At 61.2% G+C, this 17,519-nt stretch carries 16 protein-coding genes; 12 read left to right on the forward strand and 4 right to left on the reverse strand.

All coding sequences use genetic code 11. The annotated features are described in order from the left end of the window. The first annotated feature begins 3 nt into the window (after positions 1-3). The 6 genes from P9292_RS33380 to P9292_RS33405 all read left to right on the forward strand — a co-directional run bounded on the left by P9292_RS33380 (position 4) and on the right by P9292_RS33405 (position 8,164). Positions 4-942 (forward strand): FAD-binding protein, encoded by a 939-nt coding sequence (locus tag P9292_RS33380; RefSeq protein ID WP_309963362.1) that lies wholly within the window; start codon positions 4-6, stop codon positions 940-942. 38 nt (positions 943-980) lie between these two features. Next, entirely contained in the window at positions 981-1,955 is a 975-nt protein-coding gene (locus tag P9292_RS33385) for a nitronate monooxygenase family protein (RefSeq protein WP_309963364.1), read from the forward strand. Between the two features lie 176 nt (positions 1,956-2,131). Further along, the gene (locus P9292_RS33390; RefSeq protein WP_309963366.1) at positions 2,132-4,252 is read left to right on the forward strand and encodes a 3-hydroxyacyl-CoA dehydrogenase NAD-binding domain-containing protein; all 2,121 of its coding nucleotides are present in this window, start codon (positions 2,132-2,134) and stop codon (positions 4,250-4,252) included. Positions 4,253-4,385: 133 nt separating this feature from the next. Beyond that, on the forward strand, positions 4,386-5,582 hold the full coding sequence (locus tag P9292_RS33395) for an acyl-CoA dehydrogenase family protein (RefSeq protein ID WP_309963368.1): 1,197 nt from the start codon (positions 4,386-4,388) through the stop codon (positions 5,580-5,582). A gap of 13 nt (positions 5,583-5,595) precedes the next feature. Then, positions 5,596-6,744, forward strand: coding sequence for an acyl-CoA dehydrogenase family protein (locus P9292_RS33400; protein WP_309963369.1), 1,149 nt, complete (start codon positions 5,596-5,598; stop codon positions 6,742-6,744). 508 nt (positions 6,745-7,252) lie between these two features. Next, positions 7,253-8,164 (forward strand): HTH-type transcriptional regulator ArgP, encoded by a 912-nt coding sequence (locus tag P9292_RS33405; RefSeq protein WP_309963371.1) that lies wholly within the window; start codon positions 7,253-7,255, stop codon positions 8,162-8,164. Positions 8,165-8,172: 8 nt separating this feature from the next. Here the strand turns inward: P9292_RS33405 and P9292_RS33410 are convergent, their stop codons facing one another. From P9292_RS33410 to P9292_RS33425, 4 genes are all read right to left on the reverse strand, one after another. Continuing rightward, positions 8,173-9,411, reverse strand: a complete 1,239-nt coding sequence (locus P9292_RS33410) for a sodium:solute symporter (RefSeq protein ID WP_309963373.1) — start codon at positions 9,409-9,411, stop codon at positions 8,173-8,175. Further along, positions 9,408-10,355: a fatty acid desaturase family protein gene (locus P9292_RS33415; protein WP_309963375.1), complete on the reverse strand. Its 948-nt coding sequence runs from the start codon at positions 10,353-10,355 to the stop codon at positions 9,408-9,410. The genes P9292_RS33410 and P9292_RS33415 overlap by 4 nt, the downstream gene beginning before the upstream one ends. 510 nt (positions 10,356-10,865) lie before the next feature. Beyond that, positions 10,866-11,075 carry a hypothetical protein gene (locus tag P9292_RS33420; protein WP_309963377.1) on the reverse strand — a complete coding sequence of 70 codons (210 nt, stop codon included), beginning with the start codon at positions 11,073-11,075 and terminating at the stop codon, positions 10,866-10,868. Between the two features lie 129 nt (positions 11,076-11,204). After that, a complete protein-coding gene (locus tag P9292_RS33425; protein WP_309963378.1) occupies positions 11,205-11,651 on the reverse strand; it encodes a helix-turn-helix transcriptional regulator in 447 nt (148 codons plus the stop codon). A gap of 56 nt (positions 11,652-11,707) precedes the next feature. Here P9292_RS33425 and P9292_RS33430 point away from each other — a divergent pair, with 56 nt between their 5' ends. Genes P9292_RS33430 through P9292_RS33455 form a run of 6 tightly spaced genes read left to right on the forward strand, consistent with a single transcriptional unit; the run spans position 11,708 to position 17,334 of the window. Further along, the gene (locus P9292_RS33430; protein WP_309963380.1) at positions 11,708-12,052 is read left to right on the forward strand and encodes a helix-turn-helix domain-containing protein; all 345 of its coding nucleotides are present in this window, start codon (positions 11,708-11,710) and stop codon (positions 12,050-12,052) included. 34 nt (positions 12,053-12,086) lie between these two features. Further along, positions 12,087-12,977 carry a ParA family protein gene (locus P9292_RS33435; protein ID WP_309963382.1) on the forward strand — a complete coding sequence of 297 codons (891 nt, stop codon included), beginning with the start codon at positions 12,087-12,089 and terminating at the stop codon, positions 12,975-12,977. Then, entirely contained in the window at positions 12,974-14,659 is a 1,686-nt protein-coding gene (locus tag P9292_RS33440; protein ID WP_309963384.1) for a chromosome partitioning protein ParB, read from the forward strand. The genes P9292_RS33435 and P9292_RS33440 overlap by 4 nt, the downstream gene beginning before the upstream one ends. Next, the gene (locus P9292_RS33445) at positions 14,656-15,327 is read left to right on the forward strand and encodes a hypothetical protein (RefSeq protein ID WP_309963386.1); all 672 of its coding nucleotides are present in this window, start codon (positions 14,656-14,658) and stop codon (positions 15,325-15,327) included. Before P9292_RS33440 ends, P9292_RS33445 begins: the two co-directional genes overlap by 4 nt. After that, the gene (locus tag P9292_RS33450) at positions 15,320-15,784 is read left to right on the forward strand and encodes a hypothetical protein (protein WP_309963388.1); all 465 of its coding nucleotides are present in this window, start codon (positions 15,320-15,322) and stop codon (positions 15,782-15,784) included. Before P9292_RS33445 ends, P9292_RS33450 begins: the two co-directional genes overlap by 8 nt. Then, positions 15,781-17,334: a hypothetical protein gene (locus P9292_RS33455; RefSeq protein ID WP_309963390.1), complete on the forward strand. Its 1,554-nt coding sequence runs from the start codon at positions 15,781-15,783 to the stop codon at positions 17,332-17,334. The genes P9292_RS33450 and P9292_RS33455 overlap by 4 nt, the downstream gene beginning before the upstream one ends. Positions 17,335-17,519: the final 185 nt, after the last annotated feature.

Here is a 17,519-nt window from a genome sequence, read left to right on the forward strand (position 1 = left end):
GAAATGACGATTCTGGTAATTGCCGAACACGACAATGCTTCGGTGAAGGCTGCGACGCTGAACACGGTCGCCGCCGCGCAAAAGATTGGCGGCGACGTCCATGTACTGATCGCGGGGCACAACGCAAAGGGCGCTGCGGAGCAGGCGGCGAAGTTCGCGGGCGTCGCGAAGGTGCTGCTGGCCGACGCGCCGCAACTCGAAGCTGGCCTCGCGGAAAATGTCGAGGCGACGGTTCTCAAGATCGCCAAAACCTACACGCATATCCTTGCACCGGCGACCGCGTCGGGCAAGAACGTCACGCCGCGCATCGCCGCAAGGCTCGACGTCGCGCAGATCAGCGACATCACGGCCGTCGATAGTGCCGACACGTTCGAGCGCCCGATCTACGCGGGCAATGCGATTGCAACGGTGCAGTCGGCAGACCCTGTCAAGGTGATCACAGTGCGCACGACCGGCTTCGATGCGGTGGCGGCCGAAGGCGGCAGCGCGGTTGTCGAGAAGATCGACGCAGCGGCGGACAGCTGCCTGTCGCAGTTTGTGAGCCGCGAAGTGACGAAGCTTGACCGACCGGAGTTGACGAGCGCGCAGATCATCGTCTCGGGCGGCCGTGGGCTCGGTAGCGGCGAGAATTACACGAAGGTACTCGAGCCACTCGCGGACAAGCTCGGTGCTGCGCTCGGCGCCTCTCGGGCGGCAGTCGATGCTGGCTTCGTTCCGAACGACTATCAGGTCGGCCAGACCGGGAAGATCGTCGCGCCGCAACTGTATGTGGCAGTCGGCATCTCTGGTGCGATCCAGCACCTGGCGGGCATGAAGGATTCGAAGGTAATCGTCGCGATCAACAAGGACCCGGAAGCACCCATCTTCGGCGTCGCCGATTATGGCCTGGAGGCAGATCTCTTCCAGGCAATACCGGAACTGGTCGCTGCATTGGAAGATTGATCCTCGTATTAGATTGTTCGAAAAATGGGAGTGCAGTCATGAAAACCCGGGTTACTGAGTTGCTGGGGATCCGCTATCCGATCGTTCAGGGTGGCATGCAATGGGTGGGCCGTGCCGAACTGGCGTCGGCGGTCTCCAACGCTGGGGGGCTCGGCATTCTGACTGCTTTGACACAGCCGTCGCCTGAAGCATTGCTAAAAGAAATCCATCGTTGTAGAACGATGACCGACCGTCCTTTCGGCGTCAATCTTACGGTTCTTCCGACTGCATCGCCGCCGCCCTACGATGCCTTTCTGGACGCCGTCATCGAAGGCAAGGTGACCATCCTGGAAACAGCGGGCAGCAGTCCGGAACGTTTTGTCGCGCGAGCAAAGGCGGCGGGTATCCGCATCATCCACAAATGCACGTCCGTGCGTCATGCCCTGTCGGCAGAGCGGCATGGTGTCGACATCATTTCCATTGACGGCTTCGAGTGCGCCGGACACCCTGGTGAGGATGACGTCGGCGGACTTGTGCTATTTCCGGCTGCGGCGAGCAAGGTCAAGGTTCCGCTGATTGCTTCCGGGGGTATTGCGGACGGCCGCGGTCTTGCCGCTGCGCTCGTTCTGGGAGCGGAAGGGGTGAACATGGGCACGCGCTTTTGCGCGACCCGGGAAGCACCGATCCACGAGAACATCAAACAGGCACTGCTGCGCGCCTCCGAGCGCGATACCAAACTGATCTTCCGTACGCTGCGTAATACGGGGCGCGTGCTGAAAAATACGGTATCCGAAGAAGTGGTGCAGATCGAGACGCGACCGGGCGGCTGCGAGTTCAAGGACATCCATCATCTCGTCGCGGGTGCGAGGGGACGCGCGGGTCTGGAAAGCGGTGATCCGGACGCGGGGCTTGTCTGGGCGAGTCAGGTAGTCGGGCTGATCGACGACATCCCGACGTGTGAAGAACTGCTGGCGCGCATGGTTTCGCAATGCACGGACATCCTGCGCAAACGCACCGCCGAAATGGACGACTGATCCAGTGCCGGGCGATGCTGTGCATGAACATTGCCCGCAGCCAAACGGATTCGCTGCGGGATTTTAAGAAAGACCGGTCGGACAGCCCGATGATTCTCACAATGGGAAGCGAGGGCTCGCGCGTCGCAACGTGGCCCTGGCCAGCCGGCAAGCGGGACATCTGGAGGCAGGAGACAATGGGATTTGATGTTGCAGCGCCAACGGTGACGTATCAACTGCACGGGAAAGTGCTCGTGGTCACGATCGACAACCCACCTGTAAATGCGTTGGGAGTGGATGTGCGGCGTGGCCTTGCTGCTGCAATCGACCATGCGAGAACGAACGACGCAGCACACGCGGTTCTTGTCGTTGGTGCGGGCCGCGCCTTTATCGGCGGGGCAGACATGCGCGAATTCGGAAAACCGCCGTTGCCACCTGCTCTGCCGGATGTATGCAATCGTATCGAGGCATGTGCCAAGCCTGTCATCGTAGCCATTCATGGTGCGGCGCTCGGCGGCGGGCTGGAGGTCGCGCTCGCTGCGCATTACCGGCTCGCTGTCGCAGGTGCCAGGCTGGGCCTGCCCGAAGTGACTCTCGGCCTGCTGCCCGGCGCAGGAGGCACGCAGCGCGCGGCACGTTTAATGGGTGCCGAGGCGGCTCTATCGTTGATGCTAAGCGGCCGTCATGTCGACGTGCAGGAAGCGCTAAAACTCTCGCTAGTGGATCGTGTGGGCCAGAGTGACGACGTGCTTGCCGAGGGTCTCGCCTACGCACAGGAATTGCTCGCCTGCCGCGCGCCGGTGCGTCGTACACGCAACGCGCAAGGGCTTGCCGATCGCGATGCTGCGCTAGCGGCCGTTGCTGCGGCGCGAGCCGATACCGAGAAGAAAAGTCGCGGTCTGCTGTCGCCGCTGAAGATCGTCGATTGCGTTGAGGCCGCGGTGAATGAGCCGTTTGAAACCGGCATGCGTTTTGAACGCAGCCAGTTCCTCGAATGTCTCGATAGTGTTCAATGTGCAGGGCTTGTTCACGCATTCTTCGCAGAGCGTGAAGTGCAGAAAGCACCGGAGACAAAGAACGCGGTGCCGCGTCCTGTCGGGACCGTGGGAGTGGTCGGCGGCGGCACAATGGGCGCTGGCATCGCCGTCGCGATGCTCGACTCGGGCCTGCCTGTCACGATGATCGAGCGCGATGATGCTTCGCTCGCGCGCGGCCGCGCGCATGTCGAGAAGGTCTATGACAGCCTGATTGCGAAGGGTCGCGTGACACCAGAGGCCAAGGCGAAGACGCTCGCGCGCTTTTCCGGCAGCACGTCCTACGACGCGCTTGCGCAGGTCGATCTCGTGGTCGAGGCGGTGTTTGAGGATATGGCCGTGAAGCAGGCCGTGTTCGCCGAACTGGATCGCGTCTGCAAGCCGGGTGCCGTGCTCGCAACCAACACCTCCTATCTCGACATTGACGCGATCGCGGCCAGCATCACGCGAGCGCAGGACGTAGTTGGCCTGCACTTTTTCTCGCCTGCGAACATCATGAAGCTGCTCGAGATAGTGGTTCCGAAGCAGGTTTCGGCCGACGTTGTCGCCACGGCGTTCGGGCTGGCGAAGAAGCTGCGCAAGGTGCCAGTGCGCGCGGGCGTTTGCGACGGCTTCATCGGCAACCGCATCCTCGGGGTCTATCGCACAGCCGCCGATCACATGATGGAAGACGGCGCTTCGCCGTACCAGATCGACCAGGCCGTGCGCGACTTCGGCTTTCCGATGGGCCCTTACCAGGTGGTCGACCTAGCGGGCGGCGATATCGGCTGGGCGACACGCAAGCGCCGCGCCGCCACGCGCGATCCGAAGGCGCGCTATGTGCAGATTGCCGATCGCCTCTGCGAGCGCGGCTGGTTTGGCCAGAAGACGGGCCGCGGCTTCTATCGCTACGCAGAAGGCGCACGGACAGGCACGCCCGACCCCGAAGTCGAAGCGATCATCGCGGCCGAGCGCGAGCGCGTGGGTATCACGGCGCGCAACTTCAGCGACGAGGAAATCATCCGTCGCTATATGGCTGCGATGATCAACGAAGGCGCGAACGTGGTGTACGAAAAGATCGCGCTGCGCCCCCTCGACGTGGACGTGACCTTCCTTTACGGATATGGCTTTCCGCGCTACCGCGGCGGTCCGATGAAGTATGCCGATACGGTCGGCCTCGCTAACGTGCTCGCCGATATCCAGGAGTTCGCGAAGGCCGACCCGCTGTTCTGGCGCCCTTCGCCGTTGCTTGAGGAACTGGTGGAGCGCGGTGCGGAGTTCGGCAGTCTTAACGGGATGGATTGATTTTGCGCGGCTGTCATATCTCTCAAACCAGACGTGAGGGACGCCTGCACGGATAGCTCTGCCCAGTTCGCCGGCCGCAGGAACGGATACGTCCGCTCGAAGAAGGTGCTTAAGCTCGCAAGGAACATGGAAGATGGATCTCAGATTCACCGATGAAGAGGAGGCGTTCCGCAGCGATGTCCTCCATTTTCTAAACGAACGCTTGCCTCAGCGCATCGCCAGCAAGGTGCAAAGTGGTCGCCGGGTCTCGCGTGAAGACATGGCAACATGGCATGCGATTCTCAACGAGCGCGGCTGGCTCGCGAACCATTGGCCAGTGGAGTATGGCGGACCTGGCTGGACTCCGGTACAGAAGTTCATTTTCGAGAACGAATGCGCAATTGCAGGCGCACCTCGCATCGTGCCTTACGGCGTCAACATGCTCGGGCCGGTCCTGATCAAATACGGAAGCGAGGCTCAGAGACGCTACTGGTTGCCACGCATCCTTGACGGTTCTGACTGGTGGTGCCAGGGCTACTCTGAGCCGGGCGCCGGTTCAGACCTCGCATCCGTGAAAACGCGCGCGGTGCGAGACGGCGAGCATTATGTTGTGAACGGCCAGAAGACGTGGACCACACTTGGTCACTACGCAAATATGATTTTCTGTCTTGTGCGCACCAATGTCGATGTGCGCAAACAGGAAGGAATCAGCTTCCTGCTGATCGACATGCGGACCCCTGGCGTCGAGGTTCGGCCGATCATCACGCTCGATGGCGAGCACGAGGTCAACGAAGTTTTCTTCACCGACGTGCGCGTGCCCCTCGATAACCTGATAGGTGAAGAGAACAAGGGCTGGACCTACGCAAAGTATCTGCTCACCTACGAGCGTACGAATCTCGCTGGCGTCGGCTTTTCGGTGGCAGCGCTCGCCCGCCTGAAGCGGGTCGCGCAGAAGGTACAACGCAACGGGCGACCGCTTACGGAAGACCCGCAGTTTGCCACCAGACTGGCGAGAGTCGAGATCGATCTGGAAAACATGAAGACCACGAACCTGCGTGTGATCGCGACCGTGGCGGGCGGTGGCGCACCGGGCGCGGAGAGTTCGATGCTGAAGATTCGAGGCACCGAAATCCGGCAGGAAATCTCATCGCTTCTGCGTCGTGCGATGGGGCCGTACGCAGCGCCCTTCGTGGAAGAGGCGCTCGAGGACGGCTACGAGGGCGAGGCGGTCGGCCCGGACGGGGCCGTAAGTGCTGCGGCGCAGTACTTCAATAACCGCAAGCTGTCGATTTTCGGTGGCTCCAACGAAATCCAGAAGAACATCATTTCCAAGATGATTCTCGGTCTGTAAGGAAAAACGTCGTATGGACTTCCAGCACACTGAAGACCGCCGGATGCTTGTCGATACGCTGAATCGCTTCATCGCGGAACAGTACGGCTTCACGGTGCGAGACCGTATTGCGCGGTCCGAAAAAGGCCTGAGCCGCGACCTGTGGCTGCAATTTGCGGAACTTGGCGTGATCGGCGCACTGTTTGACGAAGCGGATGGAGGATTTGGTGGCCATGGTTTCGATATTGCCGTCGTGTTCGAATCGCTCGGGCGCGGGCTCGTGGTTGAACCTTTCCTCGATACGCTGATCGTCGGACGGGCGCTCTCGCAGCAGGGCAGCGCCGCGCAGCGGGCGCAAATCGCGACGCTTATCGATGGCTCACAGTTCGCCGCATTCGCGCACGATGAGCCGGGCTCACATTACGAGGTGTCGCACGTGATGACGCGCGCTGAAAAGCGCGATAACGGCTGGGTGCTGAACGGAGCGAAGGGCGTCGTGCATCACGCGGAGCACGCCGATGTACTGCTCGTGTCCGCGCGTACCAGCGGCAAGAGCTTCGACGAGGCAGGCATCTCGCTCTTCCTGGTACCCCGTGACGCGCCTGGTGTCCATGTGCGCGGATATCCTTTGATAGACGGCGGCCGGGCGGCCGATGTCACGTTCGAGAATGTGCAGATAAGCATGGATGCGCTCGTCGGTGAGGAGGGCCGCGGATTTCCGACCCTTGAGCATGCGACTGGATACGGGGTGCTCGCGCTCGCAGCGGAGGCCGTGGGAGCAATGGACGTCACGCGCGACTACACGCTTGAATATCTCCGTACACGCAGGCAGTTTGGTGCACCCATCGGCAGCTTTCAGGCGCTGCAGCACCGCATGGCCGACGTGCTGCTTGAGATCGAGCAGGCTCGTTCGGCGGTTATCAACGCGGCAGCGATGATCATGGCGCCGCGAATCGAACGCGAGCGCGGGCTTTCTGCAGCCAAATACACAGTCGGGCGCACCGGCGCACGGGTAGCCGAAGAGTCGATCCAGCTGCACGGCGGCATCGGAATGACGTGGGAACTACCGTTATCGCACTGCGCAAAGCGCCTAGTGATGATCGATCATCAGCTTGGTGATCAGGACCATCATCTGGAGCGGTACATTTCGTTCGCGAACGCCGCGGAAGGACTGTCTCTCTGATCCGGCCCGGAGAGCGCATACCTCCTTCTGAATGCCAGTGCAAACAACACCACGACTTTCCGGTAGCTGCGAGGGCGCTGGCGCGACATGCGATCACGCGAAATCAACGGCTGGATCTTGAGCCGGCCAAACATTTACCAGCCAATTTGGCAAGTTAATCGGGCGCGCAGCCCAACTGCGGCATGTCGTGCATACCAACGGCTCGCACGTGAAGCTATTGAATGCATGGATGCAAAAGCACCCATCCCAAGCTACGACTGTATCAATTGCTTTTAAGAAAAAATTCTTTGCCCCGTCCCAATCCTGATCGCTCTCGTACTATCATCAGATAAATGAGTGAAGCTCATGATAGTTCGCTTGGCCGCGCAGTCAGATGAGCCCTTTCAGGCTGGTTCGACCTGGCTGGAGCGTCAGGAAGTGGAGTGCAGCGGTCGTCTGCTGCTAACGCTCAGAGGCCAAAGACGGGCATATGGGCTCTCGAGATTGAAGGTTTTGAAGGAGCCCCGGCATGCTCGATCGGCAGCAACTGGAAACATTTGCCGCAGTACTGGAGTGCCACAATTTCAGAAAGGCGGCGTCGATACTCCACATCTCCCCCGGTGCGGTGTCCCAACGGGTCAAGAGCCTGGAAAACGCAATCGGAGCGACGCTGTTACTACGCGAACCAGCTATTATTCCGACTCAGGCCGGCGAAGCGATTCTCCGCTATATCATGGCAGTGCGCCTGCTCGAGGAGGAAGCGTTCCAGGTGATCAAGCCGGGTAGGTTTCCGCCAGTCAATATTGCTGTCGCCGTCAATGCAGACTCGCTTGCAACGTGGTTTGAGCCGGTTTCGTGGCAACTTGCTGCGCAGCACATCGGACTGGAAATTATCGCCGACGATCAGGACCACACGGTAACCGCATTGGTGCGCGGTGACGTCAAAGGCTGTATCTCTACCCAGCGAGAGCCGCGTACCGGATTCGAAGCCGATTACGCTGGTGGAATGCGCTACCGCTGTGTCGCCACTCCTGAATTCGTTGCGACCCATCTGCCGAAGGGCATGACGCTGCCAACCGTACTGGACGCTCCAGCAATACTGTTTGATCGCAAGGATGCGATCCACGATAAATTTCTGTCCACCTTTTTTGAGGTAGACGTAGGCCGGTACCGGAAGCATTATTTCCCGTCACCAGTGGCATTGCTCAACGCGATCCTGAACGGGCTCGGTTATGGGCTGGTGCCAGAGATGCAGATTGAATCGCTGCTGGAATCGGGTGCGCTCGTGGATCTTACGCCAGGGCACAGCCTTCTACTCGAGCTTTACTGGCACCACTGGGAATCGGAGCCCGAACCGCTTGCGAAGATCACGGCAATGGTGATGGCTCACGCACGCCGTACCCTTGTCCAGGAGATCCCGACCTCCGGCGAAAGTACCTGAGGCATCGCCTAGGGCCGGACGCCATGCCGACTGGACGTGACATACCGCGCTAGCGGCGGCAGGGACGACGCGAGTAGCCCTGCCGCGAGTGGAGTCCAGGCTGGCACGTCGGCGATGTGGGCCCAGGGCAGCATTGCAGTGATCACGGCTGATGCGGTGCCCGAAAGCATCGTTGCGCATGCGCACTGCGGTGTGACCCGGTATTCTGTCTGATCAAGAATAAACAGGAGTGCGACTGCGGATATATAGATCGTGTTCAGGGAGATGATGGTTGAGATAATTGACCGGCCGTCCACGGCGATGACAGAGCAGGTCGCCACGATGAGAAACCGCGAGATGATGGCGTGCCGATCGATGACGGGGTGCAGATCCGCCAGGGCACTTGTCATCGCACGTGTCAGAGCCGCGCCCGATCCGAGTGCCGCCAGCACGATCACGCCGAGACATAGTGCGCCGACACGTCCTCCCGCGCGGAGCATGATCCAGGGAATTGCGCCAGCGTAGTCAGTCAGGCCAGCTAGTCCTCCGCTATGCAATGCCGCTACGACGGTCGCGGCGGGCAGAAATCCGACAACGCCGAGAAAGATGCCTGCGAGGATGCAGCCAAGCCACGCATCTGCCGGACGACGTGCCGAAATGACAAACTGCTGATAGTCGGATCCGGTGATGACCAGGAATCCAATGGCGATAACGGTGGCGACTGTTTCAATCGGAGGGCCAGTCTGTACTTCGTGGATGAACGATGGCCACGCATGGATGTAGACCGACAAGCCGTCCGATATGACGAGAGCACGCAGCAGCGCCAGATTGCTGCAGAGCAGGCATGCCGTGAAAATCCAGGCAGCGACGCCAAGATTAACAGAGGAGACCGCCAGCAAGACAACGGCGGTGACTAGCACTGCTGGGCATGTCAGGAGTCCTGCAGTCGAGAGTACCGCGACGCTGCCATGGATTTGCGCTGCGAGTACACCGGACATCCATACAAGCGAAAGAAGCGCGACAGCTTTGCGGACAACTGGGCCGTACTGGTTTCCGAGGGCCTCCCAGATTGGTACGCCGATATGCCAGAGCTTTCTCGCGATGACGCCGAGCGCGAACATGCCCAATGCCGTCACGATCGCATAAAGGCTGCCTGCCATACCGGAGTGAACGGCCGTCTCACCGGAACCGAGCAGGAATGCGATTCCACAGCTTGCCGATACGAGCAGCGCCGCGACGCGAACGGCGCCTGGGCGTTGATCGATCACACCGGTTCTCCCCGCCGAAGTTCCCATTCGCGTATCACAGCGTCGGGACCGGCAAAGTAAGAATCGCACACCTTCGCGGTTCCGGAAAAGCACGGCGCCTCGAACAGTCTTCGCTGCGCCTTGGGCAGACGATGGTACGGCACCGAGGGCATCAGATGATGGGTGAGATGATATCCGTTGTTGCGCGGGTGGATGATCCGGCGCCAGATACTGCGCGCCGAGATGTCGCGTGTATAGTTGAAGATCCCGCCTGGTTGTCTGCCAAAGTGATCGCAGAACTCGCGGAACGTGGTAATCAGATGGAACGTGGTCGCCCTGGCCAGTATCCACAGGCTGATGAATGCTGCCGCAACGTGAATCCCCGCGAGAAGGGTCACGGCACCCAGCACGGCGATCCACCAGGTGACGATGCGGGCCTTTCGCGCAAGCGGCGCCTTCGGAGAATGAAGGTGTCCGAAGATCGAGGCTGCCCATGTGCGTGGCGTAACCAGTACCGTCATATATGGCCTCCACCAGCCGTCACCGGGCGCTGGACCGACGTGAATGTAGTCCGGGTCGGCTTGCGGGTCACCGAGCCATGCGTGATGGTGAGCATGAGATTCACGGTAAATGGCCAGGCTGTTAAGTAGCGGCGGCGCGATGAGGAGCCGGCCCAATGCATCATTGAGCTGACGCGAGGTCGCGAGGTTACGGTGAGCGGCATCGTGCAGGAGATTGCCTAGCGCACGTTGCCGGTTGCCGATCCACGCGATCACCGCCGGTGCCGAATACCATCCGGCACGATGGAAGAGCAGCATCGCGCCTGCGATGCTGAGCCAGTCGAACGTGATGTCTGCGACCACACGCAATGCGTTGGGGGCGGTCATCTCTTCATGTACGGCGTTCCAGTTCTGGAACGCCGAGCGAATGAGATCCTGGTCCCGGACAATGGCACGATTCGTCATGTGCGGCCTCCGTCTGAAACGTTGATCTAGATAGTTGCGGCAACAACGGTCGTCGCTTGACGCACACCGCTGGCAGCAGACGGATTTTCATCTTAGAAAACAAGGAGGCGCTGATGTCGTGCGTTCATGAAATTTGCACGATGTTCAAGAATTGAAATCGCAATGCAGGATGGGTCATTGCCTGCAAAGTGGTCCTCAGGGCGATTTGGTGCGATCAGGAGGGATGCGTGCAAACAACAAACGTCAGGCCGACCTTTGGCGACGCCCGATCGATTCACGAGGGCTAGAAATCTGTGAACAGACGCGCATCGACGCGTCGCCTGGCGCTGTGGTTCGGCCGGTATTGAATCCAGCCCCGAGATCGTCTGGCACTCTGCGACGCGGCTGTGGGTCGGGGGAACTGGCGGATCGTTGCACAGGCCTCGATGTGTTACGGAACGAGTCACGAGATTGTCGAGGTCGAATCTCTTTTCTTTGAGAGAGCTTGCGCGCAGAGTTGAGGCAGGCACATTAGTGGCGTTCGTTATCCTCGGTTTGTTGAAGTGCGATATTGAGACGAACACACGGTACGTCTCTCGACAGGATTACGTCGATACAGACGGGTGGTGCAGCAGTGGCTTTGTCGCCGGCGGAAGGAGATTGGCGCGAACGCAGAGCGTCTTGCTCAATTTCTTCGCAAAGCTGTTCGATTTCCTTTCGCACCTCGTCCAGACGGCTCATGATTCTCCCCAAGTCGGCATCTGCGGTGTGGCACAAGACACCGCGTGTTCGATACAACCACCACGTCTGAAGATTAGCGCCTAAATAGGGTAAGTAACCCGTGTTTAACATTTTTGCGCGCCGCTCACGTCAACGTGACGACCGGACCAGACGGTCGACCCGCGCATTGCTGAGGATGTCGCCGGCATTCTCGCCGAGAAGCTGACATTGCTCATACAGGAGCCCGATGAGCCGTGCCTTCTTTTTTGTTGAAAGCGATGATCCGAGCTTTTTCTCGATCTGTTCCACGGTCGCGACGACGGCCTCCAGTGTCCGCGGATCAAGGCGGAATCGAACGTCACGATCGAGGATCATGCCGCCTTCGCCAGTAAGCAGCCAGACCGGATCCACTGCGCACTTGTCAAACAGGGCACGCATAACGTCGATAGGAATGGCGCGCTCACCCCGCTCGTAATTCGCGTAGGCACGCAGTGATGTACCGAGACGGGTGGCCATCTTTTCCTGCGACAGTTCGAGGTATTCGCGCACGTGCGCGAGGCGTCGATGGTAGTCAACTGGATCAACGGCGCTTGACATGTCTGCCCTGCGTTTCTAGAGTGAATCCGTGCCTTGATTATAGGCACCATTGAGTAATGGACAAGTCTGGACGTGCCTGGAACAGCAACGTAAGCAATGGACAGGTTGTGCATCTGATGTACTGCCAGGAGGCATTGACGGTGACGCGCTTCTATACGCTGGAGGAGATCGCACGCGAGTTGCACATCGCGCCAGCTACCGTGCGCAACCGGCTCACGCTCAGGCAACCGATGCCTCCATCAATCCGCATCGGACGGCGGCGCCTTTTCCCGGTCGACGAATTCGAGAGGTGGATTGCGTCGCAGATGACGCGGTCCGATGCCGATGAAACGTCGCTGGTGGACGGGGCACCTCTGCCGGACATTTCCGTATCACGCTGTACTTCAACACGCGAATCCTGAGTTCACGTCATGATGTTGCACTGGAATCTATACCGTGCCGGTTGTCATCTCCTTCGTTTCCACCAAGGGCGGCGTCGGTAAGACGACCGTCGCCGCCAATCTGGGCGGCCTGCTCGCAGCCTTCGGCATGAAGGTTCTCGCGATCGATGCAGATGTCCAGCCGAGTCTAAGCAAGTTCTTTCCCGTCCATTACCGTTCACCACGTGGCCTGAGTGCTGTCATTACCTCGGGCGGCAGTCCCTCTGCCGACTGCATCAGCCGGACCATCTTTTCGAATCTCGATCTCGTTTACTCGGACACGCCGGACGCCGAACTTCAGTCATGGCTCAACCGCCGGGAGGATCGGCTGATGATCATGCGCCGCGCGATACGAAGTCCGCTCCTGGAAACTTATGACGTTGTGCTGATCGATACACAAGGAGCCGTGGGTGAGCTGCAGAAGTCCGCCGCAATGGCGGCTGACTTCATGGTGTCTCCGGTGAAGCCGGACGCGCTGAGTGCGGGCGAGTTCGCCACCGGCACGCTCGCCATGCTCGATGAGCTGAACCGGCTGAGTGATTTCGGTGAAACATTCCGATCGGGCGATCTGCTCGCGCTGATCAATGCGCATGAGCGGACCGTCAATGCCAGGGTGCTGGCGAGCGTGCTGAGGGAGCGCTTCTCGGACCATCGGAGAGTCAGGGTGCTGGACACGGTTGTGCCCTCGGCTGCTGCGTATGCTGCAGCGGCGACGGCGCGCGTGCCCGTTCATGATTTCGACCGTCGCCGGCGGTTCAGCAATTCTGCCTGGAACGTCATGCATCGCCTGACCTGGGAACTGTTCCCGTCGCTGGCGAATGTCTATGCGGGCTCTCCAGGACCGATGGCGGATGGCGTCGACATTGCGGGGGAACTGCCGAACCGCCGGCGAGGGGCAGTCGCATGAGCGCGTCAGGTGCTGCGGTCGGTCCGGCACGGAAACTCGCGGCTGCGCGACGGCTGGACGTTCCCGCGCCCGGACCCCTGACACGCGAACCGGAACTTGCTTCGGTCATCCGTCTGAAAATCACGGAGGTGATGGTCTATGAACGCAACCCGCGGCGGGTTTCCCATGAGCGCATCATTGAACTGAAGGAGTCGATTCGCGCAAATGGCATCGAGCAGATCGTGACCGTGACGCGTCGTCCGGGTGAGACGCTGTACGTCGTCGCGAAGGGCGGCAATTCGCGCGTGACGGCGGCAACGGCGCTCTACGACGAGACTGGCGACGAGAGGTTCCTCTACTACGATTTTGTCTACGTTGCGTATCCCGGAGAGGCCAGACTGCTCGCCGCTCACCTGCGCGAGAACGACCAGCGCGCAGACCTGTGTTTCTGGGACAAGGCGAACGGTTATCTCGAGCTCAAGGCCGATATGGAAAAGGAGCGGGGTGCGGCGCTGTCGCTGCGCGAGTTTTCGCGACTGCTAGAGGATGAGGGCGCCCCCGTCAGTCACGTTCTGCTTTCCCTGTTCCAGTTTGCCGTCGATCGACTTTCCGCACTGGGCCCCGCTACGGAATACCTGAGCCGGCGTGGGCTCGTCGACGTGATCCAGCCCGGCATGGGCGCGCTGATACGGATCGTGCGCCGCCTGGGATTCGATGATGCCTGGCTCCAGCATCATGTGATTGATCCGGAACTGTCGCGCGTGGCAGCTGGTTTTATGCCTGAGACGCCTCAGGATCGCCCTGCCACGTCGCTGGACGCCGGGAATCTCGTTGCCAGCCTTCGGTCACGCTGCGCGAATGCGCTGGGAGTTTCCATGAAAGGACTGGACCGCATGAGCCATCTCCTGGAGCATACCCCCGACGTGGACGCGGACCAGTTGCGGAGAGCCGGCGAACAGCATGCAATTGAAGCTGGCGAGATGAAAGGCGAAACGGAGCGGTCGACCCAACAGCTGCCGCCCGCAGATGCGAAGCCGGGACCCGTGCTCTCGCCGCGCATTCCAGTTGAGCCGCGTGCCGTTGTTCAGGACAGTGAGCAGCGTGCTTCGCTGAACGATGAACCCTTGGTCAGCGGATCTGGCGGCCGGTCGTTGTCCTTGCCGGCTGTTTCGTCGGCGGGCGCCGATGTGGCCGCTTTGGCATTTCGCAACGCCCTGAACGAGTTCGCGAGCATGTGCGGGCTCGAAGGATGTGTACGCGAAGCGCCGGGCCTGCCTTATGGTTTCATGGTCGAACCACCGGCACCCGAACCTGCGCAAGCGTCGCTCGATGATCAGGCGCGTGTCGGAATCGACGGGCTGGACCGGTATCTCGGCTGGTGGTGGCTGGTCAGCCTGTCGCGACAGAACACGGCATCCGGCCTCGATCACGTACCGAAGCAAAGTGTTTACGCACGCATGGCGCGCGATGAAGACTACTGGGCACGAATCTGTGATGCCTGTGTTGGCGAGCCTCTGCTAGCAGACCGCATGGACGTGATGTTTGCTGCCATGCTCAATCCCGACAGACCCATTGGCCTGTGGTGGTCGGGGCTCATGCACGCTGCGCGCGCCTACCGGGTTGCCTGTCCCGAGCGCTTCCGCCCGCCGCGCTGGAACGAACTCGATGCGGTCGAGCGGCTACTGCGTGGAGAGGAATCGTGAGGCCGGGCTTCTTCCCGGTACCGGGCACAGCGATCGGGCACATCGTGCTGCTGGAACTGATCCGGCTGTCACGCATGGACGGCAATGGATTTCACTGTACTGATATGGATTCCGAAGTTTCATGTGAAACATCGGATGGTGTGCGGAGCGACGAACAAACAGGTCTTCCCCTGGCCGTGCAGCATGTCCTCGCCGATGCACGTGCCGGGACACTGATCGATGCGCTGGTTGGTTCAGGCGCGTTACGCGTGCTGGTCGATCTTGATGTTCTGCAGCGACGCTGCGAACTGATTACCCGACAGTGGCATGACGAGCGCCTGCTCCATGCGTTTGTCAGGGCACAGGCGAGTGCTCCGATGATCCGGCGGTTCTTTCGCACCGCGACGCGGTCCTCCATCTCCCGCCTGCGCACGCAGATGAATGTACCTGCACCTGCCAAACCGCGCGTACCGGCAGCCCGCGAGACGGACACTTTGTTGTCGCGCTGGCACAGCCTGCGGGACATCGCCGATGTCCGTGAGCGTTATCTGGCGTTGCATCGCGAGTGCGGCGGCACGTGGTCGCTTGCCTCGCTCTTTGCTGCACTGGACAGCGCGACAAACCCGGACGCGACCTTACCAGTCCGCATCCATCCTTCCCCGAACTCAAGGGAGTCTCATCATGTATGACATGCGCCTCGACCCGGAGGGCAACCTGTTGCCGGGCAAAAGCTGGGATGATCCGCCCGGACCGCCACCCGCGGAAACGGAACTGATGCTGTCGATGCTCGACATGCCCGTCACCATCGACCGCTGCTTCGTTGAGATCTGTGGGGACATGCCGGCAGCAGCGGTATTGACCGAGCTGTCGACGATCGAGAGCGAGACTGGCCGTCGCGACCAGTGGCTGACGGTCACGCCCGGGGAACTGGAGCGACGTCTCGCGCTGTCCGGGCAGCAACAGCGGGCTGCCCGTCGCATACTGCGCGTGAAGGGCCTGATTGGACACCGGAGAACAGGGCCCGGGCCTGCAGATGAGTACCGTCTGCTCTGGCCGGCGATCATGGCCCAGTTGCGGCAGAAGGCCGCCGAGCGCACGGCGCACATCGCATGGCCGCCACGGCGGCCGGAAGGAGTGCAGCCATGATGCAGGGATCGCCGCCCTATCTGGAGGACTTCGAGGACCTGTGGTTTGCTCTCAAGCCGTACCGGCCCATTGCGTTCGGGACACGTCTTGCGCGTATCACGGGCCATCCGAAAGATGCCATGCTGCTCTCGCAGCTCGTCTACTGGACGCGCCGTGGGCGCGACGTCGGTAGCAACGGAGGCTGGGTCCACAAGACCCGGGAACACTGGTTCGCCGAAACGGGGCTCTCGCGCGAGGAGCAGGAGAATGCGCGGCGCCGTCTGCGCGAGAGGAACCTGGTCATGGAATGGCGGGGCGGGCGCCCGGCGTGCCTGCATTACCGCCTGGATGTCCAGGCGATGTCGATGGCGGTGCGGACCAGTTGCCGGATGGTTGGACCACTGCCCGCATCGATCGAGGCGATCCGTACGGACGAGGGGGCGATGCAGGAACTGCTCGGGCCGACGGTGGCCTTCCGGCGGGTCTTCGTCGATCTCGTCGGGAACGTCAACGCCGCGCTGCTGCTCTCGCGTATGGTGCAGCTTCAGCGTCGGGAAGCAGACCAGCAGGCTACGTGGTTCACACAGAGCGGGCTGGAATGGCAACGCTCGCTCGGGCTGAACCGCGTGCAGCAGGAGAATGCCCGGCGCCGGCTGGTCCGGCAGGGCCTGATTCGCGAGCTGACGCGCCCTAACACCGGCAAACGGGTGTTCACGCAGATCAACGCGACGGAGTTGCGGTACCAGCTCGAGCGGCTGGTCTCCCGCATCGATGTTCGTGACCGGCTCGCAACCCGCAAGGCGCTGATCGCGGGCAGTAGACGCGAAGAGAGCGCGATGCCAGGCGCGGAGGCACTCATCGCTGTTACCCCGGGTAACAGCCCGTCGGAGGCGGTGCACATGCCTGGCGTCGGCCCCGTCGTCGCGTTTCGAAACCCGCCAACTGGAAGTCTCCAACCGGGTTATGAATCGGGAATGCCGTTACCGTCGGAGAGTTTGATGCGTTACCGATGGCGACAAACGTACGGTTCCAACGCGCGCGCGTATACCAGGATTACATATTCGACTACGACAACCACCGGCTCTGCTATGGGGAGCCGCAGTGCATGTCCGGTCGTTGTAGGGATGGAGCGATATGCCGGGGTCGGTGCCGGCGATGGCAGCGGCGACGGCCTCGTTTGGCCCGCCATGCTGCACGCGGCGGAGCGCCCGCTGGTTGCAGCACACCTTGAACGCGTTCCTCTCCGGGACCGTCAGGTGCTGCTCGACGAAATGGCTGCCTGCCACCGGCACCGACCTGTGCAGTCGCCGGTGGCGTACGTTGCCGGGCTTGCACGTCGCTGTCTCGCAGGCGACTTCGTGCCGGCGCGGGCCCATCTCGAACGCGCCGCGCGGGAGCGTGCACGCGCAGATGAGGGCGCGGTGACTGCCGGCTTCGACCATGACAGTTCCGGGAGCGGGCCTGGACGGCCACATGCCTCGACGCCCGAGACGGCGCGACTGCACCTTGCCGCCATCCGCGCCGGGCTGAAGCAGGGGCGGTTCACGCAGGCTGGAGCCGGCCATGCGTGACGTGTGTCTTTCGCGACTGTCGCGAACAGCCTCCAGTGCTCCTGTTACCCCGGGTAACACTCCGCAGTCGCGGCCTTTATCCGCCGATCGTGCGAAAGCTGGTTTGCGGCCGGGATGTGCAAGGCGCACGCATCGCCCCATCGTTCTCCGCGCAGCCCGGCAATTGACGCTGTTACCCCGGGTAA

It is taken from the genome of Caballeronia sp. LZ001, assembly GCF_031450875.1.
Classification (GTDB): Bacteria; Pseudomonadota; Gammaproteobacteria; order Burkholderiales; family Burkholderiaceae; genus Caballeronia.